This is a genomic window from Streptomyces sp. NPDC018263 (genome assembly GCF_055562575.1).
Map to the genome: position 1 here is coordinate 93210 of NZ_JBVHFA010000005.1, position 15733 is coordinate 108942.

The window sequence follows — 15733 nt, forward strand, 5'->3', positions numbered from 1 at the left end:
GGCTCGACCGTGGTTCACGGAAAGGGTCCCGGTCAAGGCGTCGCGCCCAGGCGCTCCTCCAGGCCATACCCACCGGCCCCGAGCACACAAACCTGACAGGAACCGATGTCTGACGAATCGCGTCCCGCGCCCGCCGAGCCGCGCCAGGACAGCCGTGTCGCCGCCGTGATCCCAGCCGCCGGCCGGGGCGTACGCCTCGGTCCGGGCGCCCCCAAGGCGCTCCGCGCGCTGAACGGCACGCCCATGCTGATCCACGCCGTCCGCGCCCTGGCCGCCTCCCGGCACGTCTCCCTGGTGGTCGTCGTCGCCCCGCCGGACGGCGCCGCCGAGGTCAAGTCGCTGCTGGACGCGCACGCCCTGCCCGAGCGCACGGACTTCCTGGTCGTGCCCGGCGGGGAGAGCCGCCAGGAGTCGGTCCGCCTGGGCCTGGATGCCCTGCCCCCCGCCTACGACGTCGTCCTCGTCCACGACGCCGCCCGCCCCCTCGTCCCCGTCGACACCGTCGACACGGTCGTCGAGGCGGTCCGCGACGGCGCCCCCGCCGTGGTCCCGGCGCTGCCGCTGGCCGACACGGTCAAGGAGGTCGAGCCCGCGACCGCCCCCGGCGAGCCCGAGCCGGTGCTCGGCACGCCCGTCCGGGCCCGGCTGCGCGCCGTACAGACCCCGCAGGGCTTCGACCGGGCCACGCTGGTCCGCGCCCACGAGACGGTCACCGAGGACGTCACCGACGACGCGAGCATGGTGGAGCGGCTGGGCGAGCGGGTCGTGACCGTGCCCGGCCACGAGGAGGCGTTCAAGGTGACCCGCCCGCTGGACCTCGTCCTCGCCGAGGCGGTCCTCACCCGCAGGAGGCTCAACGATGGCTTCTGAGATCCCCGCCCTGCCCCAGGTGGGCATCGGCACCGACATCCACGCCTTCGAGGACGGCCGCGAGCTGTGGTGCGGCGGGCTCAGGTGGGAGGACTCCGGGCCGGGCCTGGCCGGGCACTCCGACGCCGACGTGGTCGCGCACGCCGCCTGCAACGCGCTGTTCTCCGCCGCCGGGCTCGGTGACCTGGGGCAGCACTTCGGCACCGGCCGGCCCGAGTGGTCCGGCGCGTCCGGGGTCACCCTGCTGACGGAGGCGGCCCGGATCGTGCGGGACGCGGGCTTCGCCATCGGCAATGTCGCCGTGCAGGTCGTCGGGCCCCGCCCGAAGATCGGCAAGCGGCGGGACGAGGCGCAGCAGGTCCTCAGCGCCGCCGCCGGGGCCCCGGTCTCGGTGTCCGGCGCGACCACCGACGGGCTCGGCTTCCCCGGCCGGGGGGAGGGGCTGATGGCGATCGCCACGGCCCTCGTGGTGCGCGTGTCGTAGGGGCGTGCGAGGGTACCCGCACAGCCACCGTCGATCGAGGAGGATCTTCATGTCCGCTGCGTTGTCCGACCGGCTCAAGTCCCTGCTGGACACGCCTGTGTTCATCGTCGTCGGCACCGTCCAGCCCGACGGCAGCCCGCAGATGTCCCCGGTGTGGGTGAAGCGGGACGGGGACGACGTCCTCATCTCCACCACGGTCGACCGGCGCAAGGAGAAGAACCTCAGGCGCGACCCGAGGGTCACCGTCGTCGTCATGGACCCGGAGAACCCCTACGAGTACGCCGAGATCCGCGGCACCGCCGAGATGACCACCGAGGGCGGCCAGGCGCTCATCGACGAGCTGTCCCTGAAGTACACCGGCAAGAAGTACGCCGAGTTCAACCCGGCCTCCGCCGCCGACGCCGAGCGTGTCGTCGTCCGCATCACCCCGCGCAAGGTGGTCGGCAGCCTCTAGGGGAGAGCCCGGAGCAGCCCGGAGCGGCCCGGAGCGGCGATGTCACCGTCCGGTGGCATCGCACGGCCCCGCTCCCACTACCCTGGTGTGGTGACCATTCGCCTGTACGACACCAGCGCCCGGCAGATCCGCGACTTCACCCCGGTCCAGCCGGGCTGTGTCTCGATCTACCTCTGTGGCGCCACCGTGCAGGCGGCACCGCACATCGGGCACATCCGCTCGGGCCTGAACTTCGACATCATGCGCCGCTGGTTCGAGTACCGCGGCTACGACGTGACGTTCATCCGCAACGTCACGGACATCGACGACAAGATCATCAACAAGGCCCACGAGCAGAAGCGCCCCTGGTGGGCCATCGGCTACGAGAACGAGCGGGCGTTCAACGACGCCTACGCGGCCCTCGGTTGCCTGCCGCCCACTTACGAGCCCCGCGCCACCGGCCACATCACCGAGATGATCGAGATGATGCAGGGCCTCATCGAGCGCGGCCACGCCTACGAGGCCGACGGCAACGTCTACTTCGACGTGCGCTCCTTCGACGGCTACCTGGAGCTGTCCCGCCAGGAGCTGGACAACCTGCTCCAGCCGTCCGGCGAGGGCGAGACCGGGAAGCGGGACCCGCGCGACTTCGCCATGTGGAAGGCGGTCAAGCCGGGCGAGCCGAGCTGGCCGACGCCCTGGGGGCCGGGCCGCCCCGGCTGGCACCTGGAGTGCTCGGCCATGGCGCACAAGTACCTGGGCACCGCCTTCGACATCCACGGCGGCGGCCTGGACCTGATCTTCCCGCACCACGAGAACGAGATCGCCCAGGCCAAGGCGTTCGGCGACGACTTCGCCCGGTACTGGGTGCACAACGCCTGGGTGACCATGGCGGGCGACAAGATGTCCAAGTCGCTCGGCAACAGCGTGCTGGTCTCCGAGATGGTCAAGCAGTGGCGTCCCATCGTCCTGCGCTACTACCTCGGCACCCCGCACTACCGCTCGATGATCGAGTACAGCGAGGAGTCGCTGCGCGAGGCCGAGGTGGCGTTCGCGCGCATCGAGGGCTTCGTGCAGCGCGCGCTGGAGAAGGCCGGGGGCGAGGTCGAACCGGCCACCGAGGTGCCGCCGGCCTTCGCCGAGGCGATGGACGACGACCTGGGCGTGCCGCAGGCCCTCGCCGTCGTGCACACCACCGTCCGCCAGGGCAACAGCGCGCTGGCCGCCGACGACAAGGAGGCGGCCGTCGCCCGCCTCGCCGAGGTGCGTGCCATGCTCGGCGTCCTCGGCCTCGACCCGCTCGACCCCGAGTGGGCCGGAGAGGGCGGCGAGCGCGGCGAAGACCTCCACGGCGTGGTCGACAGCCTCGTCCGCCTCGTCCTCGAACAGCGCGAGTCCGCCCGCGGCCGCAAGGACTGGGCCACCGCCGATGCCATCCGCGACCAGCTCGGCCAGTCCGGCCTGGTCGTCGAGGACAGCCCGCAGGGCCCGCGCTGGAGCCTCGGCCCGCGCTAGGCCCGGCCGGCCTCGGCCTTGATCGAATGTGCCGCCCGGCCATCCGGGCGGCACACTGCATACATACGTACGAACGCTCACGGAGACGGGTAACTCATGGCGAACAACCGCCGCATGTCAGGCAAGAAGGGTGCCCAGGTCGGCAGCGGCGGCCAGCGGCGCCGTGGCCTGGAGGGCAAGGGCCCCACGCCCCCGGCCGAGATGCGCAAGGGCCACGCCAAGCAGCGCGCCGCCGCCGCCAAGGTCCGCCGCGCCCAGGGCCGCCCGCCGCAGCGCAAGGGCGGCGGCCGCTCCTCCTCCGAGCTGGTCGTCGGCCGCAACCCGGTGTTCGAGGCGCTGCGCGACGGCGTACCGGCCAGCACGCTGTATGTCCAGCAGTTCATCGACAACGACGAGCGCGTCCGCGAGGCCCTCCAGCTCGCCGCCGAGCGCGGCAACATCAACCTGATGGAGGCCCCGCGCCCCGAGCTGGACCGGATGACCAACGGCCTGAACCACCAGGGCCTCGTCCTCCAGGTCCCGCCGTACGAGTACGCGCACCCCGAGGACCTCCCCGCGGCCGCCTACGACAAGGGCGAGGACCCGCTGATCGTCGCCCTCGACGGCGTCACCGACCCGCGCAACCTCGGCGCCATCGTCCGTTCCGTCGCCGCCTTCGGCGGGCACGGTGTGGTCGTGCCCGAGCGCCGGTCGGCCGGCATGAGCGCCGGTGCCTGGAAGAGCTCGGCCGGTACGGCCGCCCGTACGCCGGTCGCCCGCGCCACCAACCTCACCCGGGCGCTGGAGCAGTACAAGAAGGCCGGCATCACGGTGGTCGGCCTGGCCGCCGACGGCGAGGCCGAGGCGGGCGACCTGCCGGCGCTGTCCGGGCCGGTCGTCATCGTGATCGGCAGCGAGGGCAAGGGCCTGTCCCGGCTGGTCGGCGAGACCTGCGACCACCTGGTCCGCATCCCCATGCCGGGTGGCGCGGAGTCCCTCAACGCCGGTGTCGCCGCCGGTGTCGTGCTGTACGAGGCGTCCCGCCGCCGCTCCTGAACGACCGTTCGGCAATTCCCCCGGATGCGGTAATTCCGGGGGATGACCGGCGTTCACGACGACTTTGACGCGGCCCGGACACATCGGGCCGGTCAAAGCAGTGTCCTAACTCGGCGTCACTCGGTTAGATGAGTGTGGACACCAGAACACCCCGCACTCCCACGGGGGACCGCTCGTCTGGATTCGACGACGCTCCCGCGCTGAGCATGGTGAAGGTGCCGAGCGATCCGGCGCAGGTCATCGTCAATCACGCCAGCTTCCGCGTGCAGTTGGGGACGGCGGGCAGGCGCACCCAGTCCCCGAGAATCGCCCGGCATCTGAGCGCCGAGGACCCCGCGCGCATGTCCGACGCGGGCGGGGCAGCGGGGCGGCGCCGCCCGGTCGTCTGGAGCGGCCGGTCCGCGCCCGACGACACCGGCACCCACCGCCTGCTCCAGGCCGTCCGGGGCAGCAGCGTGCGCCACCCCGACGAACCGGCCGGTGCCACCCAGGTCATCCCGCGCCTCGACCCGGACCACACCGGTTACGCGGACGCCTACGACCGGCTCGACGCGACCGTCGAGACCCCCGTCCTCGGCCACCAGCGCACCGGCCCCGACGGCGGCACCCGGCTGCTGCCCCACATGCGCCCGGTCGGCAGCGCCTACGACGAGCCGCCGTACGACACCCCGCCGTACGGTGAATCGCCGTACGGGAGCGACGAGTTCGATCCCGACGAGCCGTCCGCCCGGCCCTCCGGCCCGCGGGCCGCCCGGCGCGGCGACGACCCGGCACGGCACGCGTACTACCCCGGCCGCCGGATGAACCTCGGCGTGGTCCTGCTCCCGCTGCGGGTCTTCCTCGGCTTCATCTCCGCCTACGCCGGCATGGGCAAGCTGTGCGACCCCGTCTACTTCGACGGCGGCGAGCGCGGCTCCATGGTCAAGTGGCTCAACACCCTGCACCCGTGGGACGTGGCCGAGCCGCTGCGCCAGTTCGCGCTGCACCACCCGGTGGGCTCCGGGCTGGTCATCGCCTTCCTCCAGGTCGTGGTCGGTGTGCTGACCATCCTGGGCTGCTGGCAGCGGGTCGCCGCCGCGGTGGGCGCGCTGCTCTCGGCCGCGCTCATCGTCACCGTGAGCTGGAAGACGCTCCCGGCGTACGACGCGCCCGACATCATCTACCTGGCCGCCTGGTCCCCGCTGGTCATCGCGGGTGCCCCGGTGTACTCGGTGGACGGCAGGCTCGCGGGGAGCGCCTGGCGCAGGCTGGGCCCGCGCGCCGACATCTGGGACCTGCGCCGGTACGTGCTGCGCCGGGGCGCGCTGATCACGGCCGTGACCGTCGGGCTGACCCTGCTGGTCGGCTCGCTGCTCGGCGGTGCGGTGCGCGACTCCAGCCGGGTGGTCGTGCCCGGTCCGGGTGAGGCGCCGCGCAACAACCAGCCCGGTTCGCCGCTGCCCTCGGAGCCCGGGGCCCCGCGCAGGCAGGCCAGCCCGTCGGCGTCCAGCTCGCCCACGGGCGGTGCCTCGGCGGGGGCCGCCCCCTCCGGCGCGGCCGGCACGCCGGGCGCGGGCCGCACGGCCGGTACGGCTCCCGCCGCGCCCAGCCAGACCCAGGGCACCACGGGCCAGGCCCCGCCCCAGCGGACCACCCCGACCACCGGTGGCGGGGGCGGCGCTCCCAGCACCACGGCGGGCCCGACCAGCGCGGGTGGCACCGCGACCGGCGGCACCGGCTCGGGCACCTCGGGCGGCGGCGGCACGGAGTCGGGCGGCGGCAGTGACGCCGGTGGCTCCTCCACCGGTCAGCCCGGCCTGGTGGGCGGTCTGTTCGGCAACTGACCCCTGGACACGCCAAGGGCCCCGTACCTCGCGGTGCGGGGCCCTTGGCGTGCCGCTGTCACGCGCGGTCGGCGTCCAGTTCCTTGGCGGCCTCGGTGAGGTCCTTGACGGTGTCGATGGCCCGCCAGTAGGAGCCCTGGGGCAGCGGGAACCCGGCGAGCTTGCGCTCACGGGCCAGGCGGGGGAACGTGGCGCGCTCGTGGTCGCCCCGGTCGGGCAGCAGGTCGCGGAACTCGGGGGAGAACACATACACACCGGCGTTGATCTCGACGGTGGACGGCGGGGCCTCGATGAAGTCCGTGATGTGTCCGAAGCCGTCCGTGCGCACGGCGCCCCAGGGGATGCGCGGCCGGGCCAGCGCGAGGGTGGCGACCGCGTCCCGCTCGGTGTGGAAGTCGGCCATGTCCCGCAGGGAGAAGCGGGTCCAGATGTCGCCGTTGGTGGCGTACCAGGGCCGGTCGGGGCGGGGGAGGTGCGCGGCGGCGTACTTCAGGCCGCCGCCGCGGCCGAGCGGCTCGGTCTCCACGACGGTGGTCACCGACAGGGGCAGCTCGGCCGTGGCCAGCCACTTCTGGAGGACCTCGGCGAGATGGCCGCAGGAGACCACCACGTCCGTGACGCCCTCTTCGGCCAGCCAGTTGAGCTGGTGGCCGATGATCGGGGTGCCCGTGCCGGGGATCTCGACCATCGGCTTGGGCCGGTCGTCCGTGTAGGGGCGCAGTCGTGAGCCCTGGCCACCGGCCAGGACGACGGCTTGGGTGGGGCGCGCAGCGACGTTCGGATGGGTCATGCCCCGAACTGTACGTGGCGCCCCGGCGGGGTCCAGGGGGCACGACAGGGGCGCCTGTATGTGCCGACCGGCCATGTGCCGACCGGCCATGTGTCGACGCGCTATGTGCCGATCAGCTATGTGCCGGCCCGCCATGTGCTGCTCAGCTATGTGCCGACCGGCCATGTGCCGATCAGCTATGTCGTGCTCAGCTATATGCCGATCAGCTATGTGCCGCCAGCACACCCGTCGCGAAGGACGTGTCGCACACCGGGCGGGCGTAGGACTGGGCGCGGGAGGCGCCGTAGAGGCGGACCGCGGCGCGGCCCAGGGTGCGGGCGATGGAGGTGCAGTGCTCGGCGAGCGCGGGGTGGCCGTTGACCGCCTGCTGGAGGTGGGTGAGGACCACGCCGGGGTTCTTGTCCTGAAGCTCGGTCAGCAGCCGGTCGCGCAGGACGTCCTGGGGCGCCGCCTTCTTGGCGGTGACCGTACGGGCGGTGCCGGCCTTCGCGGGGGCCTGGGCGACGTCCGAGGCGGTGAGCACGGAGCCTTCGGAGTCCCCGGTCCAGTTGACCCGCGTGACCGCGAGTGTGCCGGAGAGCACCAGGACGACGGGCAGGACGAGGGCGAGAGTGCGGCCGATCCGGCGGGCAGGGCCGCCCCGGTGGCCGCGTCGCGTCTGAGGGGTGGTGGAGTGCGTCACGCGAGTGAGGGTAGCGCTCGGTGCTGATTTGGCGACATTTAGTCACCCTTACGGGGGATGAAGTCGTGCGGCTTTCTGGGTAAGGGGTTGACGCCGGGCGCCCGAATTGATCCCTGTGCCGGGATATCCGCCCAACCGTGCCGGGGTACGCAGGAGGGGGCCCCGCAGGACCCCCTCCCTGTGAACTGCCTGTGTGCGCCGGTCAGTCGGAGAGGCGCTCGCCCGTGGAGGTCGAGAACACGTGGATCTCGCCCGGCCGCGGCACGACGTGCAGCGTGGAGCCCTTCTCCGGCACCTGACGGCCGTTCACCCGGACGACGAGGTCCCGCACGTCGCCGTCGACCTCGACCGCGCCGTACACGTACCCGTCGGCGCCCAGCTCCTCGACGACGTTCACCGAGACGCCGAGGCCGGCCGGGGCGTCGGCGCTGTCCTTGGTCAGCGTGGTGGCCGCGGCGCCGCCGCCCAGCTCGACCACGTCGAAGTGCTCGGGGCGGACACCGACCGTCACAGTGGTGTCTCCCCGGTCGGCGGCGGCCGAGAGCGCGTCCCGGCCGACCGGCACCACGCTGTTGCCGAACTTCACACCGCCGTCGGTGATCGGCACCTCGACCAGGTTCATCGCGGGCGAGCCGATGAAGCCGGCCACGAAGAGGTTGGCGGGGCGGTCGTACATGTTGCGCGGGGTGTCGACCTGCTGGAGCAGACCGTCCTTGAGCACGGCCACCCGGTCGCCCATCGTCATGGCCTCGACCTGGTCGTGGGTGACGTAGACGGTGGTGATGCCCAGGCGCCGCTGGAGGGAGGCGATCTGGGTACGGGTGGAGACGCGGAGCTTGGCGTCCAGGTTGGACAGCGGCTCGTCCATGAGGAAGACCTGCGGCTCGCGGACGATGGCGCGGCCCATGGCGACACGCTGGCGCTGGCCGCCGGAGAGCGCCTTGGGCTTGCGGTCCAGGTACTCGGTGAGGTCGAGGATCTTGGCGGCCTCCTCGACCTTCGCCCGGATCTCCGCCTTGTTGACGCCCGCGATCTTCAGGGCGAAGCCCATGTTGTCGGCGACCGTCATGTGCGGGTAGAGGGCGTAGTTCTGGAACACCATGGCGATGTCCCGGTCCTTGGGCGGCAGGTGGGTGACGTCGCGGTCACCGATGCGGATGGCGCCGCCGTTGACGTCCTCCAGCCCCGCGAGCATGCGGAGCGAGGTGGACTTGCCGCAGCCGGACGGGCCGACGAGGACGAGGAACTCGCCGTCCTCGATCGCGATCTCCAGCGCGTCGACGGCGGGCTTGGTCGAGCCGGGATAGATCCGGGTCGCCTTGTCGAATGTGACAGTGGCCATGGTGAGGGGCCCCCTTCTACCGGCAGGAACGTGCCGGACGATCCGTTGTAGGAAGGTGGTTCGGGTCGTTCACCCAGGTGAACTGGCAGGACCGTACCCGCCCCCGGCCTGCCCTGTCAGTACCTGAACGCCCTCGACTTTCCCCCACCGACCCACACCCCCGCATGGGTACACTGCACACACACGGGCCCACCGGCCCCCGCCTCCTTAGCTCAGATGGCCAGAGCAACGCACTTGTAATGCGTAGGTCGTCGGTTCGAATCCGACAGGGGGCTCGGTAAGGCCCAGGACAGATAGCCTCTGACCTGGGCCTTTACGCTTTCCAAGATCAATCCGTGGCGATCGGGCATCTCTCTCGGGCACCATGATCGCCACCGGTGGACAACCGGTGGACAGGCGTGCAGCGAGCGTGCAAACCGGTGGACAAGCGGGTGGCCGCCGGAGGGCGATGAGGGGGGCGCCTCATGGGCGTATCCGCTGTTCGCCGGGGGTGCCGTACCGCTCGTGCTCTTGGCGGGTTCCCATAAATGTGCGATCCCGCGGCGCTGGGTGATGGAGAATCGGCACGCTGGGAGATCGTTACGGAGGAGCAAGTCGTGAACCTGATGCGCTTCGATGCGGAGGCGGGGGAGTTCGCCCTCGTCGTCCGGGAGGAGAGCGTGCAGCTCCTCAGAGGTATGGGGACGATCTGCCTCCAACTGGGGCTGGACGTGAAGGCACCCGTCGCCACGAAGGCCGGCAGGTTCCTGGCCTTGCAGGCTGACCTCTACGGTGTCCGGGGATCGTACGAACGGATGCTTGTCGGGCGCGTGACCGAGATGCTGTCGTTCACCCCCGAGATCGGCGTCCTCCGCCCGGTCTTGAAGTTCCTCATCACCCCGGCCCAGCTCCACGCCATCAACGAGGCTCGCGACGGGGACCTGCGGATGGAGCTGGAGGTTACCGGCGCGCTCCCGCAGGCTCCTGGCTATCCCGGCAGCACGACGGAGGTGTTGCATTTCAGCGTGGCCAAGAGCCGCTGGATCGATCAGATCACCGCGCTCGGACCCTCGGTCGCCTTCGAGATGCAGGTGCCGTTCCCCTTGGAGGACGACCCCCGCGCCGAGCCGGCACGGTACCTGCGTGCCGCCCAGCGTCGGCTCCTGGACGACGACATCGACGGTGCGATTCTGGAAGCCCGCCGCGCCCTGGAATGGGTCAAGGGTCATAGCGGCTGGAACTGGCCCGGCAACAAGCCCAGGTTGGAGCGCCTGCAGGACGAACGGTGGGCCTGGATCCGCTTTGCCGTTGAGGACCAGGCGAGCGGAGCGATGCACAAGGACGACGTGACGTCGGCGTTCAAGTACAGCCGGGACGAAGCCAAAGCGCTGCTCGCCATCGCCGCGGCGCTCTTGACGGTCGTGGACAAACCCGTCTGAGCACGCGACGGGTACGCGGATCAATCCCGCACAAAGGCCGGAGCCCCGGTCAGCTTCCCTCTGACCGGGGCTCCCTTTTGTTCGCCGTTAGGCTGAACGATTCTGCTGTTGGGCGCCCTCCTTGCGCGGCGGCGCCATCCTCGGCAGGCGAGAAGGCGTGTTGGTCTTCGGCGCAGCATCGGGAACAGCAGACAGCGGCCTGCGGGCGTGCGGCACGAGCTGCACGACCTTCTCGGCGGCGTCGCGGGCGAGGTCGTCGAGGACGGATTGGTAGATGTCCCGCGTGATCCGGGTATCGGAGTGGCCGAGGGTTTCCGAGACGACCTTGATGTCGACCCCGGCCGAGAGCATCAGAGTCGCGGCGACGTGGCGAAGGTCGTGAAGCCGGATGGGCGGTAGGCCGGCCGCCTCCACGAGACGCTCGAACAGGTCACTGACCTTCCCCGGATGGAGAAGAGAGCCGTCCTCCTGGGTGAAGATGCGCCCAGTTTCCTGCCACCCCTCGCCCCACGCCTCACGCTCCCGCTGCTGGTGGGTCCTGTGGCTACGCAGGCCCTCATTGGTGTCGTCGTCCAGGGCGATCAGGCGGAGACCGCTGTCGGTCTTGGGAGCACCCTCGTGCACCTCCCAACCGTCTTGGACGAGCTGGGTGGCGATGGCCAGGGAGCGCCCCTTCGCGGAGTGGTCCTCCCAGCGGACGCCGCAGGCTTCTCCTCGGCGGGTGCCTCGGAAGGCGATGAGCCGCCAGAGCATGTACAGCCGATCCCCTGCGACGAAGTCAAGGAAGACAGCGGTCTGTTCCGGGGTCCAGACCATGACCGGCGATGGCTTCTCGCCAGTCTCCCGCCAGCGAGCAATGCGCTCGTCGGTCCAGATCAGCGCCTTCGGCTTCGTTCCCGGCAGCAGTTCTATGTGGGCGGCCGGGTTGAACGGCGCCATCACCTGCTGAGCGATGGCGACGTTCAGCGCGGCCCTGAGCGTGTCCCGGATATGGGGCTGGGTGTTCAGTCCAGTGATCCGTCGGAACGGCGGCATCGCATCAAGCTGGGCGCGGAACCACTTCCGTCGCGCTCGATGCTCGGCGCCCTTGTTCGGGGTCGCTTTCAGCTCAGCCTGAACCGCCCGTCGCTGGGCGTTCTGCTCCTGTATCTCGATGTTCGCCTCGTTTATGGCGTCGAACATCTTTGCGATGTGGTGGACCCGGAGCTTGTCGAGGCGGAGGTGCCCGAGGTGAGGCTTGAGGTGGATGCGGATGTCGCACTCGTATCGCGCCACGCCGCCCCGGCGCAGACGCTTGCGCCCGGCCAGCCAGCTATCCAGCCACTCGCCCACGGTGGTCTTCGTGTTCAGTGCCTGCCCGGTCTGGAACCGGCGACGGGTCTCGTCGTAGTCCGGCAGTGGCGCCTTCTCCTTGACGCAACCCTCCAGCAGGTCGCTGATCTGCGCCTTTCCCCAGGCATCGTCCTCGTCGGGAATGGCCATGAGGGCACGGACCTTGCTGAGCTCCTCCTGGGCTTTGGTGGAGGTCTCAAAACCGCCACGGCGGAAGCGACGCCGACGCCCGTCCTGAGCGGGATCCAACTCCTGGAAGACGCCGTAGGTCCCATGCCGCCGTGACTGGAGCTTCGGGCACGACGCCCCGAGATCCTTGCCGGTCTCGGAGTCAGTGCATCGGCACCGTCGTGTGATGGTGCCGCTTTTCACTCACTACCCTCTGTCTCGGGGTCCGTGTCTGGCTGGTCGACGAAGGCGAGTTCGTCGGGAAGGCATGGAGGGACAAGGCCGCGTTGGCGCATCCGCTCGCGATATGCGCCCAGCTCCTGGGCATCTTCGAAGGCGTGCTCCTCGTAGCCCTCGGCGCGCTGAAGGAGCGTGGTTCTGCGGGATCGGTCCAGGGTGGTGCTGGCCACCCGTCGCCTCTCCTTGGCCAGGTCGTAAGAGGATGTCGCGGCGGCCACCAGGTCGGCGTGCTGGCGGAAGACGTCGAGGACCTGCCGTGGGGATCCCTCGGCAGCGGGCTCCGCCAGGAGCGACTCGCCGGTGAACCAGGCGACCGCGTCCCACGTGGACACTTCGCGGTCTGGCAGAACCTCAACCATCGCGGAGGCACCGAGTGGAAAGAGGAGAGCGACAGGCGGGACGCCCAGGACGTCAGCCAGTACGACGACGTCCGCCACGCTGATGCTCGTCTTGCGACCGGACTCCAGGTTCTTGATGGAGTGCTCGGTGAGTTCCGACAGGCCGCGGACGGCGCAGCCCTGTGCGACTTCGGCCATGGTGAGGCCGGCGGCCTTTCGTGAGCTCCGTAGACCTTGGGCGATCCGATTGGTGAACGCTGCCGACCATTGATCAAGTGTCATGGTGACACCCTAAGAAGCAAAGGGGCGCTGCCGCAACTCCGTGATACACCTGTCACGTCACCACGGCATGAAGTAGCGCAAGGAGAGCGTCATGATGACACCTGGCTCGTCTCGTGAGCCACGAGGACTGACGAGCGACGAACTGCTCGCTCTTCCGGCCGTGATCGATCTCGACACCTCGAATCGAGCGCTGATGATCGGGCGATCCACGGGATACACACTCGCCAAACAAGGGGAGTACCCCGTCAAGGTGCTGCGTCTCGGTAACGCCTACAGGGTGGTGACGGCCGACCTGCTGAGGCTGCTGTGCCTGGATCGTCCGCAGCTCCGGGGTAGCAACGGGGAAGGTGGAGGCGACCGACACGGCCTCGCCGCTTAGGGGTGCCGGCGTCCCGCAGCCCACCCTGGAGGTGCCCGGGAGTTTCGCGCGCTGACGCGGCAGGGCGACGCCGCAGGGGCTGGCTCCGAGGGTGCACGGCTGGCCAGGGGACAACCTGTTCGGTTCTTCCCTGACCGGACAGCCGGTTTGGGTGGTGCTCCCGTTGCCGTCCTGGACCAACTCGCCCGCTGAAGAGCAGGCGGCGCTCGCGCCGTGCAGCGCCACAGCAGAGGCGGGGCTCGGAAAGCAACACCGCGATAAAGACGCTTAGTTGCATCCTCCGATTTCACACCTCGCCGAGAGTGAAGCCGTGCCCCGGAAGCATCAAAGATCAATTTCGGTGTTGCCGCTTCATCTCGATCTTGGAACGCGCATAGCGGCATGCTGCGCTCGGGTGACGTTCGCAACAGCCGGGCTCGTATGGATCACCCTTTTCCCCCTTGTACGCTTAGCGGGCAGGCTCTTCCGGCCTAACACCGGGCGCCTCAAGCTCCTGGCTACCAGTACCTCACGCACGTGATTCGAGAAGAGGCTGGCAGTGAGCACCTCAGCAGCATTTCAAGGGAGCAGCTTTGCGTTGGCGTAGGGACCCTTCACGGCGTGTTCTTGTGAAGGAATGCGAGAAGTTGCTCGCCGACCTCCCTATTCCCGCTCCTTTCAGCGTCGAAGCGTTGGTGCGGAACATGGAGGGCGCGTCGGGTCGCCAGATTCGGCTAGTGCCTTTGGAAGACCCCGACGGGGGCCTGGGTATGGCGTGCGGTCTTCGAGTGAAAGCCCCAGAGTTCACGATAATTCTGTACCGCCGGCGTTCGAGCCGCAACCAAACCGAGCACATAATCCTTCATGAACTCGCGCATGAATGGCTGGACCACGGAACTACCCTAACGGCTGCCGAAATCGAGCGATATGTACCTGTGCGCGTTCGTCAGGAAGTCCTTCGACGTTTCCCGTCGACCCTTGTCCAGGGGCGCGTAGATTTTGATAGTCCCGAGGAGAAGCAAGCCGAGCTCTCGGCCTCCTTGATAAAGCGGCTTGCGCGCCGTCAGTCGATCACGGGAGATGACATGGTCAGCCTCCTGGAGTCTTCACTCGCCCACCCTGTTGCGCCACCGCGGCGTCGATTCTAGGCGTGATTCGCGCAGTCCATCAACAGGCAATAGAAGCTGCAGTCAATCGGACTTCCGGTGGTATAAACCTGCGGCCCGCTTAGATAACACTGGTCACGTGTTCGACTACTTTACTTACCTGACTGCGGTAGTCATGACCGCCATCGCTGTATGGCGATTCCCCGCAGTTCGATACGCCGACGCTCACCGACGGGCACTCTGGGGTGGTTATGCGGGATTCGCCGTAGCCCTATGGCTCTATACGCCAGTGGTGATGGATGCGCTGGATCGTATCCCCATAGTAGACCTGAGTGCTCTGCTCAGGCATTTTGCCAGTACTGCAGCGATCATCGCCTCCCTCACCTACGTCGCCACCAGTTACGGGAAGAGCTCGGAGGCGATCGTGCCCCGGCACGTCGCGGTCTCTCGATGGATCGCTCGTGCTTCCTACAAGGCCGGGGCCATAGGTGTCGGCCTACTCACAATCCTGTTTTTCACCGTGGTGAAACGCGACAAGCCAAGTCAGCATTTTCTCATTGATCATGCTGGGCAATGGGGAGTGGCGGTCTACATGACCGTCTTCTATTTCTTCCCGCTCATCACTACCGCGGTTTGCGGATATCAGTGGACGAGAGCGGCGCGTCAGGCCGAGAGTACAAGCATGCGCGTTGGGCTGGGTTTGATGGCGATCTCAATGTGGATGGGGTTGGTCCATACGTTGGCCCGCATCGCAATCCTTTGGATTGCGGTCGCGTTCCCTCTGAGTCTCTCCACGGTCCAGCTTCTCGTAGATGCCACGGCGATTTGGATGGACCTGCTTTTTTTGATCGTTGCCGTAGGCGCGAGCATTCCCACGACTCGCGCGGCCGTGGCCCGGTGGAAGACGTGGCGCACCCTGTACAGGACTTACCCACTCTGGTTCGACCTGGTGGAGGCTTTTCCCGGAACGAGCCTGTATCCACCCGAAGGCCGGCTCGCAGAGGTAATAATTACGCGCGTCCCCATCGATGTTCGGCTTGATCGGTGGACCCAGGACATTGCTGACGCGTGCGAGAAGCTGCGGTATTACGCTCCGCGAGACTTGATGTTCGCTGCTGAGGATTTCACCGCCTCGCACTCGGATCCCGATGCGGCGGCCGAAGCGTACTGGATAAAGGCCGCACTCAGGGTTGCTGATAACGCGCCAGCCAGCCCGTTCGCCGCCGCTCTCCTGAGGGAGAAGCCGTTCGTTGACACCGATAGTGAAGCGGCATGGCACGCGCGAGTCAGTACGGCTTACTCATGTATCGCACTGGATCAAGCTCGGGAGCTTCTACTGTGCTCCGCAGGAATGGAATCCGAGCAGGAGTAACAGGTTAGGGAGCTCATCGACTGATTCTTCAGTTTCGTACTCATTGGCGCGACGTGTCGAACCAAGCGAACCGACGATCTTGACTTGTGGGTGGCACGTGAGATTCGGCACCATCTGCCGCGCGAAATCGGCTGGTACCGTGACC

General features: G+C 68.8%; 14 protein-coding genes and 1 tRNA gene. 10 read left to right on the forward strand and 5 right to left on the reverse strand.

From position 1 onward, the window contains the following. The first annotated feature begins 105 nt into the window (after positions 1-105). The 6 genes from ispD (at position 106) to ACZ3HQ_RS15955 (ending at position 6160) form a co-directional block, all read left to right on the forward strand. The gene (ispD, locus tag ACZ3HQ_RS15930) at positions 106-870 is read left to right on the forward strand and encodes a 2-C-methyl-D-erythritol 4-phosphate cytidylyltransferase (protein WP_467511253.1); all 765 of its coding nucleotides are present in this window, start codon (positions 106-108) and stop codon (positions 868-870) included. Continuing rightward, a complete protein-coding gene (gene ispF / locus ACZ3HQ_RS15935) occupies positions 860-1354 on the forward strand; it encodes a 2-C-methyl-D-erythritol 2,4-cyclodiphosphate synthase (RefSeq protein ID WP_467511255.1) in 495 nt (164 codons plus the stop codon). The genes ispD and ispF overlap by 11 nt, the downstream gene beginning before the upstream one ends. A gap of 49 nt (positions 1355-1403) precedes the next feature. Next, positions 1404-1808 carry a PPOX class F420-dependent oxidoreductase gene (locus tag ACZ3HQ_RS15940; RefSeq protein WP_467511257.1) on the forward strand — a complete coding sequence of 135 codons (405 nt, stop codon included), beginning with the start codon at positions 1404-1406 and terminating at the stop codon, positions 1806-1808. A gap of 90 nt (positions 1809-1898) precedes the next feature. Continuing rightward, the gene (cysS, locus tag ACZ3HQ_RS15945; RefSeq protein WP_135787864.1) at positions 1899-3302 is read left to right on the forward strand and encodes a cysteine--tRNA ligase; all 1404 of its coding nucleotides are present in this window, start codon (positions 1899-1901) and stop codon (positions 3300-3302) included. 96 nt (positions 3303-3398) lie between these two features. Next, on the forward strand, positions 3399-4337 hold the full coding sequence (gene rlmB, locus ACZ3HQ_RS15950; RefSeq protein WP_467511259.1) for a 23S rRNA (guanosine(2251)-2'-O)-methyltransferase RlmB: 939 nt from the start codon (positions 3399-3401) through the stop codon (positions 4335-4337). A 128-nt stretch (positions 4338-4465) separates the two neighbouring features. Beyond that, positions 4466-6160 (forward strand): DoxX family protein, encoded by a 1695-nt coding sequence (locus ACZ3HQ_RS15955; protein ID WP_467511261.1) that lies wholly within the window; start codon positions 4466-4468, stop codon positions 6158-6160. A gap of 58 nt (positions 6161-6218) precedes the next feature. On the opposite strand, the gene ACZ3HQ_RS15960 is transcribed toward ACZ3HQ_RS15955, so the two are convergent. The 3 genes from ACZ3HQ_RS15960 to ACZ3HQ_RS15970 all read right to left on the reverse strand — a co-directional run bounded on the left by ACZ3HQ_RS15960 (position 6219) and on the right by ACZ3HQ_RS15970 (position 8974). After that, positions 6219-6950, reverse strand: a complete 732-nt coding sequence (locus ACZ3HQ_RS15960) for a nucleotidyltransferase family protein (protein WP_030804456.1) — start codon at positions 6948-6950, stop codon at positions 6219-6221. A 202-nt stretch (positions 6951-7152) separates the two neighbouring features. Next, positions 7153-7632 (reverse strand): hypothetical protein, encoded by a 480-nt coding sequence (locus ACZ3HQ_RS15965; protein ID WP_031184007.1) that lies wholly within the window; start codon positions 7630-7632, stop codon positions 7153-7155. 202 nt (positions 7633-7834) lie between these two features. Further along, positions 7835-8974: an ABC transporter ATP-binding protein gene (locus ACZ3HQ_RS15970; protein WP_467511264.1), complete on the reverse strand. Its 1140-nt coding sequence runs from the start codon at positions 8972-8974 to the stop codon at positions 7835-7837. A gap of 201 nt (positions 8975-9175) precedes the next feature. Between ACZ3HQ_RS15970 and ACZ3HQ_RS15975 the strand changes: the two genes are divergently transcribed. Together ACZ3HQ_RS15975 and ACZ3HQ_RS15980 are read left to right on the forward strand one after the other, a co-directional pair. Next, positions 9176-9249 (forward strand) — tRNA-Thr (locus tag ACZ3HQ_RS15975). A 321-nt stretch (positions 9250-9570) separates the two neighbouring features. Beyond that, positions 9571-10392 (forward strand): hypothetical protein, encoded by an 822-nt coding sequence (locus tag ACZ3HQ_RS15980; protein ID WP_467511266.1) that lies wholly within the window; start codon positions 9571-9573, stop codon positions 10390-10392. Positions 10393-10479: 87 nt separating this feature from the next. Here the strand turns inward: ACZ3HQ_RS15980 and ACZ3HQ_RS15985 are convergent, their stop codons facing one another. Both ACZ3HQ_RS15985 and ACZ3HQ_RS15990 read right to left on the reverse strand, forming a co-directional pair. Beyond that, the gene (locus ACZ3HQ_RS15985) at positions 10480-12096 is read right to left on the reverse strand and encodes a tyrosine-type recombinase/integrase (RefSeq protein WP_467511268.1); all 1617 of its coding nucleotides are present in this window, start codon (positions 12094-12096) and stop codon (positions 10480-10482) included. Continuing rightward, entirely contained in the window at positions 12093-12752 is a 660-nt protein-coding gene (locus ACZ3HQ_RS15990; protein ID WP_467511270.1) for a helix-turn-helix domain-containing protein, read from the reverse strand. The genes ACZ3HQ_RS15985 and ACZ3HQ_RS15990 overlap by 4 nt, the downstream gene beginning before the upstream one ends. 91 nt (positions 12753-12843) lie before the next feature. On the opposite strand from ACZ3HQ_RS15990, the gene ACZ3HQ_RS15995 reads away from it, so the two are divergent. Both ACZ3HQ_RS15995 and ACZ3HQ_RS16000 read left to right on the forward strand, forming a co-directional pair. After that, positions 12844-13131 (forward strand): hypothetical protein, encoded by a 288-nt coding sequence (locus ACZ3HQ_RS15995; RefSeq protein ID WP_467511272.1) that lies wholly within the window; start codon positions 12844-12846, stop codon positions 13129-13131. A 1224-nt stretch (positions 13132-14355) separates the two neighbouring features. Next, positions 14356-15588, forward strand: a complete 1233-nt coding sequence (locus ACZ3HQ_RS16000; RefSeq protein ID WP_467511274.1) for an MAB_1171c family putative transporter — start codon at positions 14356-14358, stop codon at positions 15586-15588. The last annotated feature ends 145 nt before the right edge of the window (positions 15589-15733 follow it).

Coding starts and splice junctions, on each gene's coding strand:
- ispD (WP_467511253.1), top strand. CDS start 106: ATGTCTGACGAATCGCGTCCCGCGCCCGCCGAGCCGCGCCAGGACAGC.
- ispF (WP_467511255.1), top strand. CDS start 860: ATGGCTTCTGAGATCCCCGCCCTGCCCCAGGTGGGCATCGGCACCGAC.
- ACZ3HQ_RS15940 (WP_467511257.1), top strand. CDS start 1,404: ATGTCCGCTGCGTTGTCCGACCGGCTCAAGTCCCTGCTGGACACGCCT.
- rlmB (WP_467511259.1), top strand. CDS start 3,399: ATGGCGAACAACCGCCGCATGTCAGGCAAGAAGGGTGCCCAGGTCGGC.
- ACZ3HQ_RS15955 (WP_467511261.1), top strand. CDS start 4,466: ATGAGTGTGGACACCAGAACACCCCGCACTCCCACGGGGGACCGCTCG.
- ACZ3HQ_RS15960 (WP_030804456.1), bottom strand. CDS start 6,950: ATGACCCATCCGAACGTCGCTGCGCGCCCCACCCAAGCCGTCGTCCTG.
- ACZ3HQ_RS15970 (WP_467511264.1), bottom strand. CDS start 8,974: ATGGCCACTGTCACATTCGACAAGGCGACCCGGATCTATCCCGGCTCG.
- ACZ3HQ_RS15990 (WP_467511270.1), bottom strand. CDS start 12,752: ATGACACTTGATCAATGGTCGGCAGCGTTCACCAATCGGATCGCCCAA.
- ACZ3HQ_RS15995 (WP_467511272.1), top strand. CDS start 12,844: ATGATGACACCTGGCTCGTCTCGTGAGCCACGAGGACTGACGAGCGAC.